The following is an 18,540-nucleotide window of genomic DNA, read 5'->3' as shown; positions in this document are numbered from 1 at the left end:
TTTGGAGCGCCTGAAACCTGCGGCGCGCATTTCAATCGCTGTTCTCTTTCAGCGAAATAACAAGAACTTGTGGTGACAGATGACCAGTAGCTATCTGCATTTTCCGGAGTTTGATCCGGTCATTTTCTCAATAGGACCCGTAGCGCTTCACTGGTACGGCCTGATGTATCTGGTGGGTTTCATTTTTGCAATGTGGCTGGCAACACGTCGGGCGAATCGTCCGGGCAGCGGCTGGACCAAAAATGAAGTTGAAAACTTACTCTATGCGGGCTTCCTCGGCGTCTTCCTCGGTGGACGTATTGGTTATGTTCTGTTCTACAACTTCCCGCAGTTTATGGCCGATCCGCTGTATCTTTTCCGTGTCTGGGACGGCGGCATGTCCTTCCACGGCGGCCTGATTGGCGTTATCGTGGTGATGATTATCTTCGCCCGCCGTACTAAACGTTCCTTCTTCCAGGTTTCTGATTTTATCGCACCACTCATTCCGTTTGGTCTTGGTGCCGGGCGTCTGGGCAACTTTATTAACGGTGAATTGTGGGGCCGCGTTGACCCGAACTTCCCGTTTGCCATGCTGTTCCCCGGCTCCCGTACAGAAGATATTTTGCTGCTGCAAACCAACCCGCAGTGGCAATCCATTTTCGACACTTACGGTGTGCTGCCGCGCCACCCATCACAGCTTTACGAGCTGCTGCTGGAAGGTGTGGTGCTGTTTATTATCCTCAACCTGTATATTCGTAAACCGCGCCCAATGGGAGCTGTCTCAGGTTTGTTCCTGATTGGCTACGGCGCGTTTCGCATCATTGTTGAGTTTTTCCGCCAGCCCGACGCGCAGTTTACCGGTGCCTGGGTGCAGTACATCAGCATGGGGCAAATTCTTTCCATCCCGATGATTGTCGCGGGTGTGATCATGATGGTCTGGGCATATCGTCGCAGCCCACAGCAACACGTTTCCTGAGGAACCATGAAACAGTATTTAGAACTGATGCAAAAAGTGCTCGACGAAGGCACACAGAAAAACGACCGTACCGGAACCGGAACGCTTTCCATTTTTGGTCATCAGATGCGTTTTAACCTGCAGGATGGATTCCCGCTGGTGACAACCAAACGTTGCCACCTGCGTTCCATCATCCACGAACTGCTGTGGTTCTTGCAGGGCGACACTAACATTGCTTATCTACACGAAAACAATGTCACCATCTGGGACGAATGGGCCGATGAAAATGGCGACCTCGGTCCGGTGTATGGTAAACAGTGGCGTGCCTGGCCAACGCCAGATGGTCGTCATATTGACCAGATCACTACGGTACTGAACCAGCTGAAAAACGACCCGGATTCCCGCCGCATTATTGTTTCAGCGTGGAACGTTGGTGAACTGGATAAAATGGCGCTGGCACCGTGCCATGCATTCTTCCAGTTCTATGTGGCAGACGGCAAACTCTCTTGCCAGCTTTATCAGCGCTCCTGTGACGTCTTCCTCGGCCTGCCATTTAACATTGCCAGCTATGCGTTACTGGTACATATGATGGCGCAGCAGTGCGATCTGGAAGTGGGTGATTTTGTCTGGACCGGTGGCGACACGCACCTGTACAGCAATCATATGGATCAAACCCATTTGCAATTAAGCCGTGAACCGCGCCCGCTGCCGAAGCTGATTATCAAACGTAAACCTGAATCCATCTTCGACTACCGTTTCGAAGACTTTGAGATTGAAGGCTACGATCCGCATCCGGGCATTAAAGCGCCGGTGGCTATCTAATTACGAAACATCCTGCCAGAGCCGACGCCAGTGTGCGTCGGTTTTTTTTACCCTCCGTTAAATTCTTCGCGACGCCTTCCCGAAATTTTGCAACCTCCTGCAACGGCGTAAATAGTCCGGAAGATGCGCCGAAGAAATAGAAACTGGCCCTCGTCTTTTTTTCTCCTCGCTCCATACTGCCGGCATGAAAACACAACGTGGTTATACGCTGATTGAAACGCTGGTCGCGATGCTGATTCTGGTCATGCTAAGCGCAAGTGGACTCTATGGCTGGCAATACTGGCAGCAGTCGCAACGGCTATGGCAAACCGCCAGCCAGGCGCGGGACTATTTGCTCTATTTACGTGAAGATGCCAACTGGCATAACCGCGACCACAGTATCAGCGTTATCAGGGAGGGGGCGTTATGGTGCCTTGTGAGTTCCGCGGCTGGGGCCAATACCTGTCATGGCAGTTCACCATTGGTCTTTGTGCCTCGCTGGCCCGAAGTCGAAATGAGCGACCTGACACCTTCGCTCACTTTCTTTGGCCTGCGCAATACCGCTTGGGCCGGACATATTCGCTTCAAAAACTCAACGGGAGAGTGGTGGCTGGTGGTTTCGCCGTGGGGAAGACTCCGGCTTTGTCAGCAAGGAGAAACAGAAGGATGCCTGTAAAAGAGCAAGGTTTTTCTTTGCTGGAAGTGTTGATTGCTATGGCGATCAGTAGCGTATTGTTGCTGGGGGCAGCACGCTTTCTGCCTGCGTTACAGCGTGAAAGTTTAACGAGCACCCGTAAGCTGGCGCTGGAAGATGAAATCTGGCTGCGGGTATTTACCGTCGCGAAGCATCTCCAGAGGGCGGGTTATTGTCATGGCAGCTGTACCGGCGAAGGGCTGGAAATTGTCGGACAGGGGGACTGTATCATTGTGCAGTGGGATGCGAACAGTAACGGTATCTGGGATCGCGAACCGGTAAAAGAGTCCGACCAAATTGGATTTCGTGTGAAGGAGCATGTGCTGGAAACGCTACGCGGTGCGACATCCTGTGAAGGTAAGGGCTGGGATAAAGTCACTAATCCGGATGCCATCATTATCGACACTTTTCAGGTTACCCGACAGGATGTCAGCGGTTTCTCGCCGGTGTTGACGGTTAATATGCATGCTGCCAGCAAGGCTGATCCACAAACTGTGGTGGATGCCAGCTATAGCGTGACAGGATTCAACCTGTGAACCGCGAAAAGGGTGTTTCGTCACTGGCTCTGGTCCTTATGCTGCTGGTTTTGGGTAGCTTGCTATTGCAAGGAATGAGTCAGCAGGATCGCAGTTTTGCCTCTCGCGTGAGCATGGAAAGTCAGTCATTGCGCCGCCAGGCCATCGTTCAGTCGACGCTGGAGTGGGGAAAAATGCACGCCTGGCAGACGCAGCCCGCAGTTCAGTGCTTACTGTACGCTGCCACCGGTGCCCGGGTTTGTCTGCGTTTATTGGCAGATAATGAAGCCTTATTGATTGCCGGTTATGAAGGCGTTTCGTTGTGGCGAACAGGCGAAGTCATCGATGGAAACATTGTTTTTTCGCCACGCGGCTGGAGCGATTTTTGTCCGCTGAAAGAGAGGGCGTTATGTCAGCTTCCCTGAAGAATCAACAAGGCTTTAGCCTGCCGGAGGTGATGTTGGCGATGGTGCTGATGGTGATGATTGTCACTGCGTTATCGGGTTTCCAGCGAACATTAATGAACAGTCTTGCCAGTAGAAACCAGTACCAACAGCTCTGGCGGCATGGCTGGCAGCAAACGCAACTGCGCGCGAATTCGCCACCTGCCCACTGGCAGGTCAACCGAATGCAGACATCGCAGGCGGGATGTGTCAGCATCAGCGTTACGCTAGTTTCACCCGGGGGCAGAGAAGGCGAGATGACCCGCCTGCATTGCCCGAATCGTCAGTAGTCAGGAGCCGCTATGTTAAGGGTCTACCATTCCAATCGTCTGGACGTGCTGGAAGCGTTGATGGAGTTTATTGTCGAACGCGAACGGCTGGACGATCCTTTCGAACCAGAGATGATTCTGGTGCAAAGTACCGGTATGGCGCAGTGGCTGCAAATGACCCTGTCGCAAAAGTTTGGTATTGCGGCAAACATTGATTTTCCGCTGCCAGCGAGCTTTATCTGGGATATGTTCGTCCGGGTGTTACCGGAGATCCCCAAAGAGAGCGCCTTTAACAAACAGAGCATGAGCTGGAAACTGATGACTCTGCTGCCGCAACTGTTGGAGCGCGAAGACTTTACCCTGTTGCGGCATTATCTGACTGACGATAGTGACAAGCGAAAACTGTTCCAGCTTTCTTCAAAAGCGGCGGACCTGTTTGACCAGTATCTGGTCTATCGTCCGGACTGGCTGGCACAGTGGGAAATAGGACATTTGGTTGAAGGGCTGGGAGAAGCACAGGCCTGGCAAGCGCCGTTGTGGAAGGCGCTGGTGGAATATACCCATCAACTCGGGCAACCGCGCTGGCACCGAGCCAATCTCTATCAGCGCTTTATCGAAACGCTGGAGTCCGCGACGACCTGCCCGCCGGGGCTACCTTCGCGCGTCTTTATATGCGGTATTTCCGCGTTACCGCCTGTTTATCTCCAGGCGCTACAGGCGCTGGGTAAACATATTGAAATCCATCTCCTGTTTACCAACCCTTGCCGTTATTACTGGGGCGACATTAAAGATCCTGCTTATCTGGCGAAACTACTGACTCGTCAGCGCCGACACAGTTTTGAAGATCGCGAATTACCGCTATTTCGCGATAGCGAAAATGCCGGACAGCTCTTTAACAGCGATGGTGAACAGGATGTCGGCAACCCGCTGTTGGCCTCATGGGGCAAGTTGGGGCGCGACTACATTTATCTCCTTTCTGATCTGGAGAGCAGCCAGGAGCTGGACGCTTTTGTCGATGTGACGCCAGATAACCTGCTGCATAACATTCAGTCTGACATTCTGGAACTGGAGAACCGCGCCGTTGCGGGTGTGAACATCGAAGAGTTTTCCCGTAGCGATAACAAACGCCCTCTTGATCCACTGGATAGCAGTATCACCTTCCACGTTTGCCATAGCCCGCAGCGTGAAGTTGAAGTTTTACACGATCGCTTGCTGGCGATGCTGGAGGAAGACCCGACACTGACTCCGCGCGACATCATCGTGATGGTGGCTGATATCGACAGCTACAGTCCGTTTATTCAGGCAGTGTTTGGTAGCGCACCTGCGGATCGTTACCTGCCATACGCCATTTCCGATCGTCGGGCGCGGCAGTCACATCCGGTACTGGAAGCGTTTATCAGCCTGTTATCACTGCCTGACAGCCGATTTGTGTCGGAAGACGTGCTGGCATTACTGGATGTGCCGGTGCTGGCGGCGCGGTTTGACATCACCGAAGAAGGGCTGCGTTATTTACGTCAGTGGGTCAACGAGTCCGGAATTCGTTGGGGGATAGATGACGATAACGTTCGCGAGTTGGAACTCCCCGCCACCGGTCAACACACCTGGCGGTTTGGCCTGACGCGCATGTTGCTGGGCTACGCGATGGAGAGCGCGCAGGGCGAGTGGCAATCGGTTCTGCCTTATGATGAATCGAGTGGCTTAATTGCAGAACTGGTGGGGCACCTGGCTTCACTGCTAATGCAGCTAAACATCTGGCGTCGCGGGCTGGCGCAGGAGCGTCCGCTGGAAGAGTGGTTACCGGTTTGTCGCGATATGCTCAACGCCTTCTTCCTGCCGGATGCGGAAACCGAAGCGGCGATGACGCTGATCGAACAACAATGGCAGGCGATTATCGCCGAAGGTTTAGGTGCGCAGTATGGCGACGCGGTGCCGTTGTCACTATTGCGTGATGAACTGGCACAACGTCTGGATCAGGAACGTATCAGCCAGCGTTTTCTCGCCGGGCCGGTTAACATTTGTACTCTGATGCCAATGCGTTCCATCCCATTCAGAGTGGTGTGCCTGCTGGGAATGAACGACGGCGTTTACCCACGCCAGCTTGCGCCATTGGGCTTTGACCTGATGAGTCAGAAACCGAAGCGTGGCGACCGTAGCCGTCGCGATGACGACCGCTATCTGTTCCTGGAAGCGTTAATTTCCGCGCAGCAAAAACTCTATATCAGCTATATCGGGCGTTCCATTCAGGATAACAGTGAACGTTTCCCGTCGGTACTGGTGCAGGAACTGATCGACTACATCGGGCAAAGCCATTATCTACCGGGCGATGAAGCGCTCAACTGTGATGAAAGCGAGGCAAGGGTAAAAGCGCATCTTACTTGCCTCCATACCCGAATGCCGTTTGATCCGCAAAACTACCAGCCAGGCGAACGACAAAGTTATGCTCGTGAATGGCTACCTGCGGCCAGCCAGGCTGGTAAAGCACATTCTGAATTTGTTCAGCCGCTGCCGTTTACCTTACCGGAAACCGTGCCGCTGGAAACGCTACAACGATTCTGGGCACATCCGGTGCGGGCATTTTTCCAGATGCGTTTGCAGGTGAACTTCCGTACCGAAGACAGCGAAATCCCCGACACCGAGCCATTTATTCTGGAAGGGCTTAGCCGTTATCAAATCAATCAGCAGTTATTGAATGCACTGGTTGAGCAGGATGATGCCGAACGCTTGTTCCGTCGCTTCCGGGCGGCAGGGGATTTACCGTATGGCGCTTTTGGTGAAATTTTCTGGGAAACACAGTGCCAGGAGATGCAGCAGCTTGCCGACAGAGTCATTGCCTGTCGCCAACCGGGGCAAAGTATGGAAATTGATCTCGCCTGCAACGGTGTGCAAATAACGGGTTGGTTGCCGCAGGTGCAGCCGGATGGCCTGTTACGCTGGCGTCCCTCTTTATTAAGTGTGGCGCAGGGAATGCAACTTTGGCTGGAACACCTTGTCTACTGTGCCAGCGGTGGTAATGGTGAAAGTCGCCTTTTTCTACGCAAAGACGGCGAGTGGCGTTTTCCGCCGCTTGCAGCCGAACAGGCTTTACATTACCTCTCAGAACTGATTGAGGGGTATCGTGAAGGGATGTCCACGCCGCTGCTGGTGTTACCTGAAAGTGGCGGCGCGTGGCTAAAAACCTGTTATGACGCGCAAAACGATGCCATGCTGGATGACGATTCCACGTTGCAGAAAGCCCGTACGAAATTCCTTCAGGCTTACGAAGGCAACATGATGGTGCGTGGAGAAGGTGATGATATCTGGTATCAACGGCTCTGGCGGCAATTAACACCAGAGACAATGGAAGCCATCGTTGAACAGTCGCAACGTTTCCTGTTACCGCTGTTTCGCTTTAATCAGTCATGAGTGCTGTATAAAAATTGCGCAATTCATCTGCTTACTTTATGATGCGCACCAGTCACGGACTGATGGTTATATAGACATAGGCTGACTCGTGCAGCACAAGATTAAATTCTGCCGGATAATTTTCGTTAACGTATTGAATCTGGTTAGAAAATAAAGTTGATAATGAGGTCCGTGAATGCCCCGCAGCACCTGGTTCAAAGCATTATTGTTGTTTGTTGCCCTTTGGGCACCCTTAAGTCAGGCAGAAACGGGATGGCAGCCGATTCAGGAAACCATCCGTAAAAGTGATAAAGATAACCGTCAGTATCAGGCTATACGTCTGGATAACGGTATGGTGGTTTTGCTGGTTTCTGACCCGCAGGCGGTTAAATCGCTCTCGGCGCTGGTGGTGCCCGTTGGGTCGCTGGAAGATCCCGAGGCGTACCAGGGGCTGGCACATTACCTTGAACATATGAGTCTGATGGGTTCGAAAAAGTACCCGCAGGCTGACAGTCTGGCTGAATACCTCAAAATGCACGGCGGCAGCCACAATGCCAGCACGGCACCGTATCGCACGGCTTTCTATCTGGAAGTTGAGAACGACGCCTTACCCGGTGCGGTAGACCGCCTGGCCGATGCTATTGCTGAACCCTTGCTCGACAAGAAATACGCCGAACGTGAGCGTAATGCGGTGAACGCTGAATTAACCATGGCGCGTACGCGTGATGGGATGCGCATGGCACAGGTCAGCGCAGAAACCATTAACCCGGCACACCCAGGTTCAAAGTTTTCTGGTGGTAACCTCGAAACTTTAAGCGATAAACCCGGCAATCCGGTACAGCAGGCGCTGAAAGATTTCCACGAGAAATATTACTCTGCCAATCTGATGAAGGCGGTTATTTACAGCAATAAACCGTTGTCGGAGTTGGCAAAAATGGCGGCGGACACTTTTGGTCGCGTGCCGAACAAAGAGAGCAAAAAACCGGAAATCACCGTGCCGGTAGTCACCGACGCGCAAAAGGGCATTATCATTCATTACGTCCCGGCGCTGCCGCGTAAAGTTCTGCGCGTTGAGTTTCGCATCGATAACAATTCAGCGAAGTTCCGTAGTAAAACGGATGAATTGATTACCTATCTGATTGGTAATCGCAGCCCAGGTACACTTTCTGACTGGCTGCAAAAGCAGGGATTAGTTGAGGGCATTAGCGCCAACTCCGATCCTATTGTCAACGGCAACAGCGGCGTATTAGCCATCTCTGCGTCTTTAACCGATAAAGGTCTGGCTAATCGCGATCAGGTTGTGGCGGCAATATTCAGCTATCTCAATCTGTTGCGTGAAAAAGGTATTGATAAACAATATTTTGATGAACTGGCCAATGTACTGGATATCGACTTTCGTTATCCGTCAATCACCCGTGATATGGATTACGTCGAATGGCTGGCAGATACCATGATTCGCGTTCCTGTTGAGCATACGCTGGATGCAGTCAATATTGCCGATCGGTACGATGCTAAAGCAGTAAAAGAACGCCTGGCGATGATGACGCCGCAGAATGCGCGTATCTGGTATATCAGCCCGAAAGAGCCGCACAACAAAACGGCTTACTTTGTCGATGCGCCGTATCAGGTAGATAAAATCAGCCCACAAACTTTCGCTGACTGGCAGAAAAAAGCCGCCAATATTGCGCTCTCCTTACCGGAGCTTAACCCTTATATTCCTGACGATTTCTCGCTGATTAAGTCAGAGAAGAAATACGACCATCCAGAGCTGATTGTTGATGAGTCGAATCTGCGCGTGGTGTATGCGCCAAGCCGATATTTTGCCAGCGAACCAAAAGCTGATGTTAGCCTGATTTTGCGTAACCCGAAAGCCATGGACAGCGCCCGCAATCAGGTGATGTTTGCGCTCAATGATTATCTTGCCGGACTGGCGCTTGATCAGTTAAGCAACCAGGCGTCGGTTGGTGGCATAAGTTTTTCCACCAATGCTAACAACGGCCTTATGGTTAATGCCAATGGTTACACCCAGCGCCTGCCGCAGCTGTTCCAGGCTCTGCTGGAGGGCTACTTTAGCTATACCGCTACGGAAGATCAGCTTGAGCAGGCGAAGTCCTGGTATAACCAGATGATGGATTCCGCAGAAAAGGGCAAAGCGTTCGAGCAGGCGATTATGCCCGCGCAGATGCTCTCGCAAGTGCCGTACTTCTCGCGAGATGAACGGCGCAAAATTTTGTCTTCAATCACTTTGAAAGAGGTGCTGGCCTATCGCGACGCCTTAAAATCAGGGGCTCGACCAGAGTTTATGGTTATTGGCAACATGACCGAAGCCCAGGCAACAACGCTGGCACGCGATGTGCAAAAACAGTTGGGCGCTGATGGTTCGGAGTGGTGTCGTAACAAAGATGTCGTGGTCGATAAAAAACAATCCGTCATCTTTGAAAAAGCCGGTAACAGCACCGACTCCGCACTGGCAGCGGTATTTGTACCGACTGGCTACGATGAATACACCAGCTCAGCCTATAGCTCTCTGCTGGGGCAGATCGTACAGCCGTGGTTCTACAATCAGTTGCGTACCGAAGAACAGTTGGGCTATGCCGTGTTTGCGTTTCCAATGAGCGTGGGACGTCAGTGGGGCATGGGCTTCCTGTTGCAAAGCAATGATAAACAGCCTTCATTCTTGTGGGAGCGTTACAAGGCGTTTTTCCCAACCGCAGAGGCAAAATTGCGGACGATGAAGCCAGAAGAGTTTGCGCAAATCCAGCAGGCGGTAATAACCCAGATGCTGCAGGCACCGCAAACGCTCGGCGAAGAAGCATCGAAGTTAAGTAAAGATTTCGATCGCGGCAATATGCGCTTCGATTCGCGTGATAAAATCGTGGCCCAGATAAAACTGCTGACGCCGCAAAAACTTGCTGATTTCTTCCATCAGGCGGTGGTCGAGCCGCAAGGCATGGCTATTCTGTCGCAGATTTCCGGCAGCCAGAACGGGAAAGCCGAATATGTGCATCCTGAAGGTTGGAAAGTGTGGGAGAACGTCAGCGCGTTGCAGCAAACAATGCCCCTGATGAGTGAAAAGAATGAGTGATGTCGCCGAGACACTAGATCCTTTGCGCTTGCCCTTACAGGGCGAGCGCCTGATTGAAGCCTCTGCCGGCACAGGCAAAACCTTTACGATTGCGGCGCTCTATTTGCGCCTGTTACTTGGACTAGGCGGTTCTGCCGCCTTTCCCCGCCCGCTGACCGTTGAAGAACTGCTGGTGGTGACCTTTACCGAGGCTGCCACGGCAGAATTGCGCGGTCGTATCCGTAGCAATATCCACGAGTTGCGCATCGCCTGTCTGCGTGAAACCACCGACAATCCACTGTACGAACGCCTGCTGGAAGAGATCGACGATAAAGCGCAAGCCGCGCAGTGGTTGTTGTTAGCCGAACGGCAGATGGATGAAGCGGCAGTCTTTACTATTCACGGTTTTTGCCAGCGCATGCTCAACTTGAATGCCTTTGAATCCGGCATGCTGTTTGAGCAGCAGCTGATTGAAGATGAGTCTCTGCTACGCTACCAGGCCTGCGCCGATTTCTGGCGTCGCCACTGCTACCCGCTGCCGCGTGAAATTGCCCAGGTGGTCTTTGAAACCTGGAAAGGACCGCAGGCGTTGCTGCGCGATATTAATCGTTATCTGCAAGGCGAAGCACCGGTTATCAAAGCACCGCCGCCCGATGATGAAACGCTGGCTTCCCGCCACGCGCAAATTGTGGCGCGTATTGATACGGTAAAACAGCAGTGGCGCGACGCAGTGGGTGAACTGGATGCGCTGATCGAATCTTCTGGTATTGATCGACGCAAGTTTAACCGTAGCAATCAGGCTAAATGGATCGAGAAGATCAGTGCCTGGGCAGAAGAAGAGACCAACAGTTATCAGTTACCGGAGTCGCTGGAAAAATTCTCTCAGCGTTTCTTAGAAGATCGCACGAAAGCCGGGGGGGAAACCCCGCGACATCCACTGTTTGAGGCGATCGATCAACTGCTTGCAGAACCATTGTCGATCCGTGATCTGGTGATCACCCGCGCATTGGCTGAGATCCGCGAAACAGTAGCGCGTGAAAAACGCCGCCGTGGCGAATTGGGTTTTGATGACATGTTAAGTCGGCTCGATTCCGCGCTGCGTAGCGAAAGCGGCGAGGTGTTGGCAGCGGCGATCCGTACGCGATTCCCGGTGGCAATGATTGATGAATTTCAGGATACCGACCCCCAGCAGTACCGAATTTTTCGCCGTATCTGGCACCATCAACCGGAAACTGCATTGTTGCTGATTGGCGACCCGAAACAGGCTATATATGCATTCCGTGGAGCGGATATCTTCACTTATATGAAGGCGCGTAATGAAGTTCACGCGCACTACACCTTAGACACCAACTGGCGCTCAGCACCTGGAATGGTGAACAGCGTGAATAAGCTTTTCAGTCAGACTGATGACGCGTTCATGTTTCGCGAAATACCGTTTATTCCAGTGAAATCAGCCGGGAAAAATCAGGCGTTACGTTTTGTGTTTAAAGGTGAAACGCAGCCTGCGATGAAAATGTGGCTGATGGAAGGCGAAAGCTGCGGCGTTGGCGACTATCAAAGTACCATGGCGCAGGTATGTGCTGCGCAAATCCGCGACTGGCTACAAGCCGGACAGCGGGGCGAAGCGTTGCTGATGAACGGCGACGACGCGCGTCCGGTGCGTGCTTCGGACATCAGTGTGCTGGTGCGCAGCCGCCAGGAGGCCGCTCAGGTGCGCGATGCCTTAACGCTGCTGGAAATCCCTTCCGTTTACCTTTCGAACCGCGACAGTGTTTTTGAAACTCTGGAAGCGCAGGAGATGCTTTGGCTGTTGCAGGCGGTGATGACACCAGAACGTGAGAACACTCTGCGCAGTGCGCTGGCAACGTCAATGATGGGGCTGAATGCGCTGGATATTGAAACGCTGAATAATGACGAACATGCGTGGGATGCGGTAGTCGAAGAGTTCGATGGTTATCGGCAAATCTGGCGCAAACGTGGCGTTATGCCGATGCTGCGGGCGCTGATGTCGGCGCGTAACATTGCAGAAAACTTGCTGGCAACAGCAGGCGGTGAGCGACGGCTTACAGACATTTTGCATATCAGCGAACTGCTACAAGAAGCCGGAACGCAGCTGGAAAGTGAACATGCGCTGGTACGCTGGTTATCGCAACATATCCTCGAGCCAGACAGTAATGCCTCCAGCCAACAAATGCGTCTCGAAAGTGATAAACATCTGGTGCAGATTGTCACGATCCACAAATCGAAAGGGCTGGAATATCCATTGGTCTGGCTGCCGTTTATCACCAATTTCCGCGTCCAGGATCAGGCGTTTTATCACGATCGCCACTCGTTTGAGGCTGTTCTGGATCTTAATGCTGCGCCAGAAAGCGTCGACCTCGCGGAGGCCGAACGTCTGGCGGAAGATCTGCGTTTGCTTTACGTTGCGCTGACGCGTTCGGTTTGGCATTGCAGTCTCGGCGTTGCACCGCTGGTGCGCCGTCGTGGCGATAAAAAAGGTGACACCGACGTCCACCAAAGTGCGCTCGGGCGTTTGCTGCAAAAAGGGGAACCGCAAGATGCGGCAGGGCTTCGCACCTGTATTGAAGCGTTGTGCGATGAGGATATTGCCTGGCAAACGGCACAAACGGGTGATAACCAGCCCTGGCAGTTTAATGATGTTTTTACAGCAGAACTGAATGCGAAGATGCTACAACGATTGCCTGGCGATAACTGGCGCGTCACCAGCTATTCAGGTTTGCAGCAGCGTGGTCACGGTATCGCTCAGGATCTGATGCCACGGCTGGATGTTGATGCCGCAGGCGTGGTCAGCGTCGTTGAAGAACCGACGTTAACACCGCATCAGTTCCCGCGCGGTGCGTCACCAGGGACATTCTTGCACAGTTTGTTTGAAGACCTCGATTTTACCCAGCCGGTTGACCCGAACTGGGTACAGGAAAAACTGGAACTCGGCGGCTTTGAATCGCAGTGGGAACCAGTATTGACCGAGTGGATCACGGCTGTCCTCCAGGCACCTCTCAATGAAACGGGTGTTAGCCTGAATCAGCTTTCCGACCGCGATAAACAGGTGGAGATGGAGTTTTACCTGCCGATTAGTGAACCGCTCATCGCCAGCCAGCTTGATGCACTAATTCGCCAGTTTGATCCGCTATCCGCTGGCTGCCCGCCGCTGGAGTTCATGCAGGTACGCGGCATGTTAAAAGGCTTTATCGACCTGGTATTCCGCCACGAAGGGCGTTATTACCTGCTCGACTATAAATCCAACTGGCTGGGTGAAGACAGTTCGGCTTATACCCAACAGGCTATGGCAGCGGCGATGCAGGCACACCGCTATGATCTGCAATATCAGCTTTATACCCTGGCGCTGCATCGTTATCTGCGCCATCGCATTGCTGATTACGACTATGATCGTCACTTTGGCGGCGTTATCTATCTGTTCCTGCGTGGCGTTGATAAAGAACATCCGCAACAAGGGATTTACACAACCCGACCCAACGCTGGGTTGATTGACCTGATGGATGAGATGTTTGCCGGTATGACCCTGGAGGAGGCGTAATGAAATTGCAAAAGCAATTACTGGAAGCTGTGGAGCACAAACAGCTACGCCCGCTGGATGTGCAATTTGCCCTGACCGTGGCGGGAGATGAACATCCTGCCGTCACCCTCGCGGCAGCCCTGTTAAGCCACGACGCCGGGGAAGGGCATGTCTGTTTACCGCTCTCACGACTGGAAAATAACGAGGAGTCACATCCGCTGTTAGCAACCTTCGTCAGCGAAATCGGTGAGTTACAAAATTGGGAAGAATGCTTGCTGGCTTCACAAGCGGTCAGCCGGGGAGATGAACCAACGCCGATGATCCTCTGTGGTGATCGTCTTTATTTGAATCGCATGTGGTGTAACGAGCGCACAGTGGCACGCTTTTTCAACGAAGTGAATCATGCCATTGAGGTTGATGAAGCTCTACTGGCGCAAACCCTGGACAAACTTTTTCCAGTAAGCGATGAAATTAACTGGCAAAAAGTGGCGGCGGCAGTGGCGCTGACGCGGCGGATCTCGGTGATTTCCGGCGGCCCTGGCACCGGTAAAACGACCACCGTAGCGAAGTTGTTGGCAGCGTTAATTCAAATGGCAGACGGCGAACGCTGCCGTATCCGCCTGGCTGCGCCAACGGGGAAAGCTGCCGCGCGCTTAACCGAATCGCTTGGCAAAGCTTTGCGCCAGTTACCGCTGACCGATGAACAAAAGAAACGCATACCGGAAGACGCCAGCACCTTGCACCGTCTCCTGGGCGCGCAGCCAGGTAGCCAGCGTTTACGCCATCATGCCGGTAACCCGCTGCATCTTGATGTGCTGGTGGTGGATGAAGCGTCAATGATCGATCTCCCCATGATGTCGCGCCTGATCGATGCGTTGCCCGATCATGCCAGAGTGATCTTCCTCGGTGATCGCGATCAACTGGCCTCGGTTGAGGCTGGAGCTGTGCTGGGCGATATCTGCGCTTATGCCAACGCAGGCTTTACCGCCGAGCGTGCCGGGCAATTAAGTCGTCTGACGGGAAGTCATGTTCCGTCAGGAACTGGCACAGAAGCGGCATCTTTGCGCAACAGTCTCTGCCTGCTGCAAAAAAGCTATCGTTTCGGCAGCGATTCTGGCATTGGTCAGTTAGCTGCGGCGATCAACCGTGGTGATAAAACGGCAGTGAAAACCGTTTTTCAGCAGGATTTTACTGATATCGAAAAACGGCTTTTACAGAGCGGCGAAGACTATATTGCGATGCTTGAGGAGGCTCTTGCGGGTTACGGGCGTTATCTGGATCTGCTGCAAGCGCGTGCCGAGCCGGATTTAATCATTCAGGCGTTCAATGAGTACCAGCTTTTGTGCGCCCTGCGGGAAGGGCCGTTTGGCGTGGCTGGACTGAATGAGCGAATTGAGCAGTTTATGCAACAGAAGCGCAAAATTCATCGTCATCCGCACTCTCGTTGGTACGAAGGCCGACCAGTGATGATTGCCCGTAATGACAGCGCGCTTGGGTTGTTTAATGGCGATATCGGTATTGCGCTGGATCGCGGGCAGGGGACGCGCGTCTGGTTTGCGATGCCGGATGGCAATATTAAGTCTGTGCAACCGAGCCGCCTGCCAGAACACGAAACCACGTGGGCGATGACGGTACATAAATCGCAGGGATCGGAGTTTGACCATGCGGCGTTGATTTTACCGAACCAACGCACGCCAGTTGTAACGCGAGAGCTGGTTTACACTGCGGTGACCCGCGCGCGTCGCCGTCTGTCGTTGTATGCCGATGAGCGCATATTAAGTGCGGCAATCGCCACTCGTACTGAGCGGCGCAGTGGTCTGGCGGCGTTGTTTAGTTCGCGGGAATAAACGTGATTGCCTGATGCGACGCATGCGCGTCCTGTCATGCCTCCGGGCATTGCGCATATGCGCATCTGGCGATTTCCGTCGCTTACCCTAAATCCGCCATCAACACCTTTGATTTGATGTAGGTCGGATAAGGCGTTCACGCCGCATCCGACGATGAGCGTCAATACCTGATGCGATGCTAGCGTGTTTATCATGCCTCCAGGCATTGCGCATGTCGCATCTGGCGATTTCCACCACTTACCCCAAATCCGCCATCAACACTTTGGATTTACGCTGGTAGTTGTACAACTGCTTTTTGCTCTCGGGCAGTAAATCAATATCCACCGGGGTAAATCCACGTTCCTGGAACCAGTGAATACTGCGCGTGGTCAGTACAAACAATTTGCTTAATCCGCTTTGCTTCGCCTGAGCGGCAATGCGCTCCAGCAAAACCTCGCCCCTTGATGAGCTGCGGTAATCCGGGTGAACGGCCACACAGGCCATTTCCCCAATCTTCTCTTCCGGGAACGGATAGAGTGCTGCGCAGGCAATAGTCGTGTTATCGCGCTGAATAATGGTGAATTTGTCGATTTCCATCTCCAGTTGCTCGCGAGAACGGCGTACCAGAATACCTTGCTGCTCCAGTGGGCGAATCAACTCCAGAATGCCGCCAATATCGTTGATTGTTGCGCGACGAATTTGCTCGGCGCTTTCCATCACAATCTGCGTACCGATACCGTCACGTGAGAACAACTCTTGCAACAGCGCGCCATCTTCCTGGTAACTAATTAAATGACAGCGACGTACGCCGCTGCGGCAGGCTTTCACCGCACCACGCAAAAAGCGCACCGTACCGGAGTTGTAATCGCCTTTCTCTTCCTGAGCTTCTACCCGCGCTTGTGCTTCGTTAGGGAAAAGCTCGGAGACAATATCGCCGTCGTCATTAGTGACGCCCTGTGAAGAGCAAAAACCAATCATCTTTTCAGCTTTCAGTTTGATGGCCAGTTGAGTGGCGATCTCTTCCGAGGTCAGATTAAAGCTCTCGCCAGTGACTGAAACCGCGACCGGCCCCAGCAGCACTATCGCACCGCTGTCCAGTTGACGATGAATCGCATCTTCGTCAATCCGCCGGATACGCCCGCTATGGCAGTAATCCACACCGTCATCCACGCCCAGCGGCTGGGCAATAATAAAATTGCCACTGACGACGTTGATATGCGCGCCCTGCAGCGGCGTGTTATTGAGACTCATCGACAGGCGAGCAGTAATGTCCAGTTGCAATGTTCCCGCAGCCTGCTTCACCAGTTCTAGTGTTTTGGCGTCGGTCACGCGTATATTTTTGTGATATAGCGGTTCGTGGTGATGCGCTGCCAGATTCGCATCGATCTGCGGGCGCGCTCCATAGACCACGACCAGACGGATGCCGAGGCTGTGCAGCAACCCGATATCATTAACGATACTGGAGAAATTCTCATGCTCAATGGCTTCACCGCCGAGCATGATGACAAACGTTTTTCCCCGGTGGGTATTGATATAAGGAACCGAATGGCGGAATCCCTCGACCAACTCGGTTTTACGTTCCTTCACCACGGCACACCTCTTTGCATGATTATTCGTAATTATTGTATTTTTATTCTGTTTTTTCACTGGGTGCAAGTGCAAATTTTACGCATGAGCAACTTTTTTATCAGTAATGCCGTGAATATAAAAAGAATGTTTACCGTTTATTAGATGACAGATTATGCGTCTTTCGCTAAAGTTTCCGGTCAAATTAGTCGTTTATTTGTTACACAGCTTAGATTTTTTTGCTCGGGAGATGCATGTCGGGATCCAACACAGCAATCAGCCGTCGTCGTTTACTGCAAGGCGCGGGTGCCATGTGGCTATTGAGCGTAAGTCAGGTCAGTCTGGCTGCGGTCAGCCAGGTCGTGGCGGTGCGCGTCTGGCCTGCGTCCAGCTACACCCGTGTGACGGTAGAATCTAATCGTCAGCTGAAATATAAGCAGTTCGCGTTGAGTAACCCTGAACGCGTGGTGGTGGATATCGAAGATGTAAACCTGAACTCAGTGCTCAAGGGGATGGCGGCACAAATTCGTGCTGATGACCCGTTCATTAAGTCGGCGCGCGTCGGGCAGTTTGACCCGCAAACCGTGCGGATGGTTTTTGAGTTAAAGCAAAACGTAAAACCGCAGCTGTTTGCCCTTGCTCCGGTCGCCGGGTTTAAAGAGCGTCTGGTGATGGATCTCTATCCTGCCAATGCTCAGGACATGCAGGACCCGCTGCTGGCGCTGCTGGAGGATTACAATAAAGGCGATCTCGAAAAGCAGGTGCCGCCTGCGCAGAGTGGCCCGCAGCCAGGCAAAGCAGGGCGCGATCGTCCGATTGTCATTATGCTTGACCCTGGCCATGGCGGCGAAGACTCCGGTGCGGTGGGGAAATACAAAACGCGTGAAAAAGACGTGGTATTGCAAATTGCCCGCCGTTTGCGCTCTCTGATTGAGAAAGAGGGCAATATGAAAGTTTACATGACCCGTAATGAAGACATCTTCATTCCGTTGCAAGTGCGCGTAGCAAAAGCACAGAAACAGCGTGCTGACTTGTTTGTCTCTATTCATGCCGATGCCTTTACCAGTCGCCAGCCGAGCGGTTCCTCTGTGTTTGCGCTCTCTACCAAAGGTGCAACCAGTACCGCGGCAAAATATCTGGCGCAAACTCAGAACGCCTCGGACTTGATTGGTGGCGTGAGTAAGAGCGGCGACCGTTATGTCGACCATACTATGTTCGATATGGTGCAGTCGCTGACCATTGCCGACAGTCTGAAGTTTGGTAAAGCTGTGTTGAATAAGCTCGGTAAAATCAACAAGCTGCATAAAAATCAGGTTGAACAAGCCGGGTTTGCCGTGCTGAAAGCGCCTGATATACCCTCTATTTTGGTCGAAACGGCGTTTATCAGTAACGTTGAGGAAGAACGTAAACTGAAAACGGCAACCTTCCAGCAGGAAGTTGCGGAATCAATCCTCGCAGGGATAAAAGCGTATTTTGCCGATGGGGCGACGCTGGCGAGAAGGGGATAATGTT

Annotated in this window: 12 protein-coding genes; 11 read left to right on the top strand and 1 reads right to left on the bottom strand. The window is 52.7% G+C overall.

All coding sequences use genetic code 11. From position 1 onward, the window contains the following. The first annotated feature begins 79 nt into the window (after window positions 1-79). The 10 genes from lgt to recD all read left to right on the top strand — a co-directional run bounded on the left by lgt (window position 80) and on the right by recD (window position 15,483). Window positions 80-955 carry a prolipoprotein diacylglyceryl transferase gene (lgt, locus tag QUE74_RS18445; RefSeq protein WP_000204658.1) on the top strand — a complete coding sequence of 292 codons (876 nt, stop codon included), beginning with the start codon at window positions 80-82 and terminating at the stop codon, window positions 953-955. A gap of 6 nt (window positions 956-961) precedes the next feature. After that, complete coding sequence (thyA, locus tag QUE74_RS18440) at window positions 962-1,756, top strand: thymidylate synthase (protein WP_000816232.1); 795 nt, start codon at window positions 962-964, stop codon at window positions 1,754-1,756. A 184-nt stretch (window positions 1,757-1,940) separates the two neighbouring features. After that, window positions 1,941-2,411: a prepilin peptidase-dependent protein gene (locus QUE74_RS18435; RefSeq protein ID WP_000857046.1), complete on the top strand. Its 471-nt coding sequence runs from the start codon at window positions 1,941-1,943 to the stop codon at window positions 2,409-2,411. Then, the gene (locus QUE74_RS18430) at window positions 2,402-2,965 is read left to right on the top strand and encodes a prepilin peptidase-dependent protein (protein WP_001144326.1); all 564 of its coding nucleotides are present in this window, start codon (window positions 2,402-2,404) and stop codon (window positions 2,963-2,965) included. The genes QUE74_RS18435 and QUE74_RS18430 overlap by 10 nt, the downstream gene beginning before the upstream one ends. Further along, window positions 2,962-3,369, top strand: coding sequence for a DUF2509 family protein (locus QUE74_RS18425; protein ID WP_001078401.1), 408 nt, complete (start codon window positions 2,962-2,964; stop codon window positions 3,367-3,369). The genes QUE74_RS18430 and QUE74_RS18425 overlap by 4 nt, the downstream gene beginning before the upstream one ends. Next, window positions 3,354-3,677, top strand: coding sequence for a prepilin-type N-terminal cleavage/methylation domain-containing protein (locus QUE74_RS18420; protein ID WP_001276462.1), 324 nt, complete (start codon window positions 3,354-3,356; stop codon window positions 3,675-3,677). The genes QUE74_RS18425 and QUE74_RS18420 overlap by 16 nt, the downstream gene beginning before the upstream one ends. Window positions 3,678-3,689: 12 nt before the next feature. Further along, entirely contained in the window at window positions 3,690-7,058 is a 3,369-nt protein-coding gene (gene recC, locus QUE74_RS18415; protein WP_000946889.1) for an exodeoxyribonuclease V subunit gamma, read from the top strand. 175 nt (window positions 7,059-7,233) lie between these two features. Continuing rightward, the gene (gene ptrA, locus QUE74_RS18410) at window positions 7,234-10,122 is read left to right on the top strand and encodes a pitrilysin (RefSeq protein ID WP_001138178.1); all 2,889 of its coding nucleotides are present in this window, start codon (window positions 7,234-7,236) and stop codon (window positions 10,120-10,122) included. Further along, window positions 10,115-13,657, top strand: a complete 3,543-nt coding sequence (gene recB, locus QUE74_RS18405) for an exodeoxyribonuclease V subunit beta (RefSeq protein WP_001354939.1) — start codon at window positions 10,115-10,117, stop codon at window positions 13,655-13,657. Before ptrA ends, recB begins: the two co-directional genes overlap by 8 nt. Then, a complete protein-coding gene (gene recD / locus QUE74_RS18400; RefSeq protein WP_000775994.1) occupies window positions 13,657-15,483 on the top strand; it encodes an exodeoxyribonuclease V subunit alpha in 1,827 nt (608 codons plus the stop codon). Before recB ends, recD begins: the two co-directional genes overlap by 1 nt. A gap of 237 nt (window positions 15,484-15,720) precedes the next feature. On the opposite strand, the gene argA is transcribed toward recD, so the two are convergent. After that, window positions 15,721-17,052: an amino-acid N-acetyltransferase gene (argA, locus tag QUE74_RS18395; protein ID WP_000237940.1), complete on the bottom strand. Its 1,332-nt coding sequence runs from the start codon at window positions 17,050-17,052 to the stop codon at window positions 15,721-15,723. A gap of 230 nt (window positions 17,053-17,282) precedes the next feature. On the opposite strand from argA, the gene amiC reads away from it, so the two are divergent. Next, window positions 17,283-18,536 (top strand): N-acetylmuramoyl-L-alanine amidase AmiC, encoded by a 1,254-nt coding sequence (gene amiC / locus QUE74_RS18390; protein ID WP_000016907.1) that lies wholly within the window; start codon window positions 17,283-17,285, stop codon window positions 18,534-18,536. The last annotated feature ends 4 nt before the right edge of the window (window positions 18,537-18,540 follow it).

The sequence above is a fragment of the Escherichia sp. 10290 genome (genome assembly GCF_030295155.1).
Classification (GTDB): Bacteria; Pseudomonadota; Gammaproteobacteria; order Enterobacterales; family Enterobacteriaceae; genus Escherichia; species Escherichia coli_F.
This window is presented reverse-complemented; position numbering and strand designations above follow the sequence as displayed.

What these genes read in the sequence shown, in the direction of transcription:
- recB (WP_001354939.1), top strand. Translation starts at nt 10,115, where the DNA reads ATGAGTGATGTCGCCGAGACACTAGATCCTTTGCGCTTGCCCTTACAG.
- amiC (WP_000016907.1), top strand. Translation starts at nt 17,283, where the DNA reads ATGTCGGGATCCAACACAGCAATCAGCCGTCGTCGTTTACTGCAAGGC.
- QUE74_RS18430 (WP_001144326.1), top strand. Translation starts at nt 2,402, where the DNA reads ATGCCTGTAAAAGAGCAAGGTTTTTCTTTGCTGGAAGTGTTGATTGCT.
- thyA (WP_000816232.1), top strand. Translation starts at nt 962, where the DNA reads ATGAAACAGTATTTAGAACTGATGCAAAAAGTGCTCGACGAAGGCACA.
- recC (WP_000946889.1), top strand. Translation starts at nt 3,690, where the DNA reads ATGTTAAGGGTCTACCATTCCAATCGTCTGGACGTGCTGGAAGCGTTG.
- QUE74_RS18420 (WP_001276462.1), top strand. Translation starts at nt 3,354, where the DNA reads ATGTCAGCTTCCCTGAAGAATCAACAAGGCTTTAGCCTGCCGGAGGTG.
- ptrA (WP_001138178.1), top strand. Translation starts at nt 7,234, where the DNA reads ATGCCCCGCAGCACCTGGTTCAAAGCATTATTGTTGTTTGTTGCCCTT.
- lgt (WP_000204658.1), top strand. Translation starts at nt 80, where the DNA reads ATGACCAGTAGCTATCTGCATTTTCCGGAGTTTGATCCGGTCATTTTC.
- recD (WP_000775994.1), top strand. Translation starts at nt 13,657, where the DNA reads ATGAAATTGCAAAAGCAATTACTGGAAGCTGTGGAGCACAAACAGCTA.
- QUE74_RS18435 (WP_000857046.1), top strand. Translation starts at nt 1,941, where the DNA reads ATGAAAACACAACGTGGTTATACGCTGATTGAAACGCTGGTCGCGATG.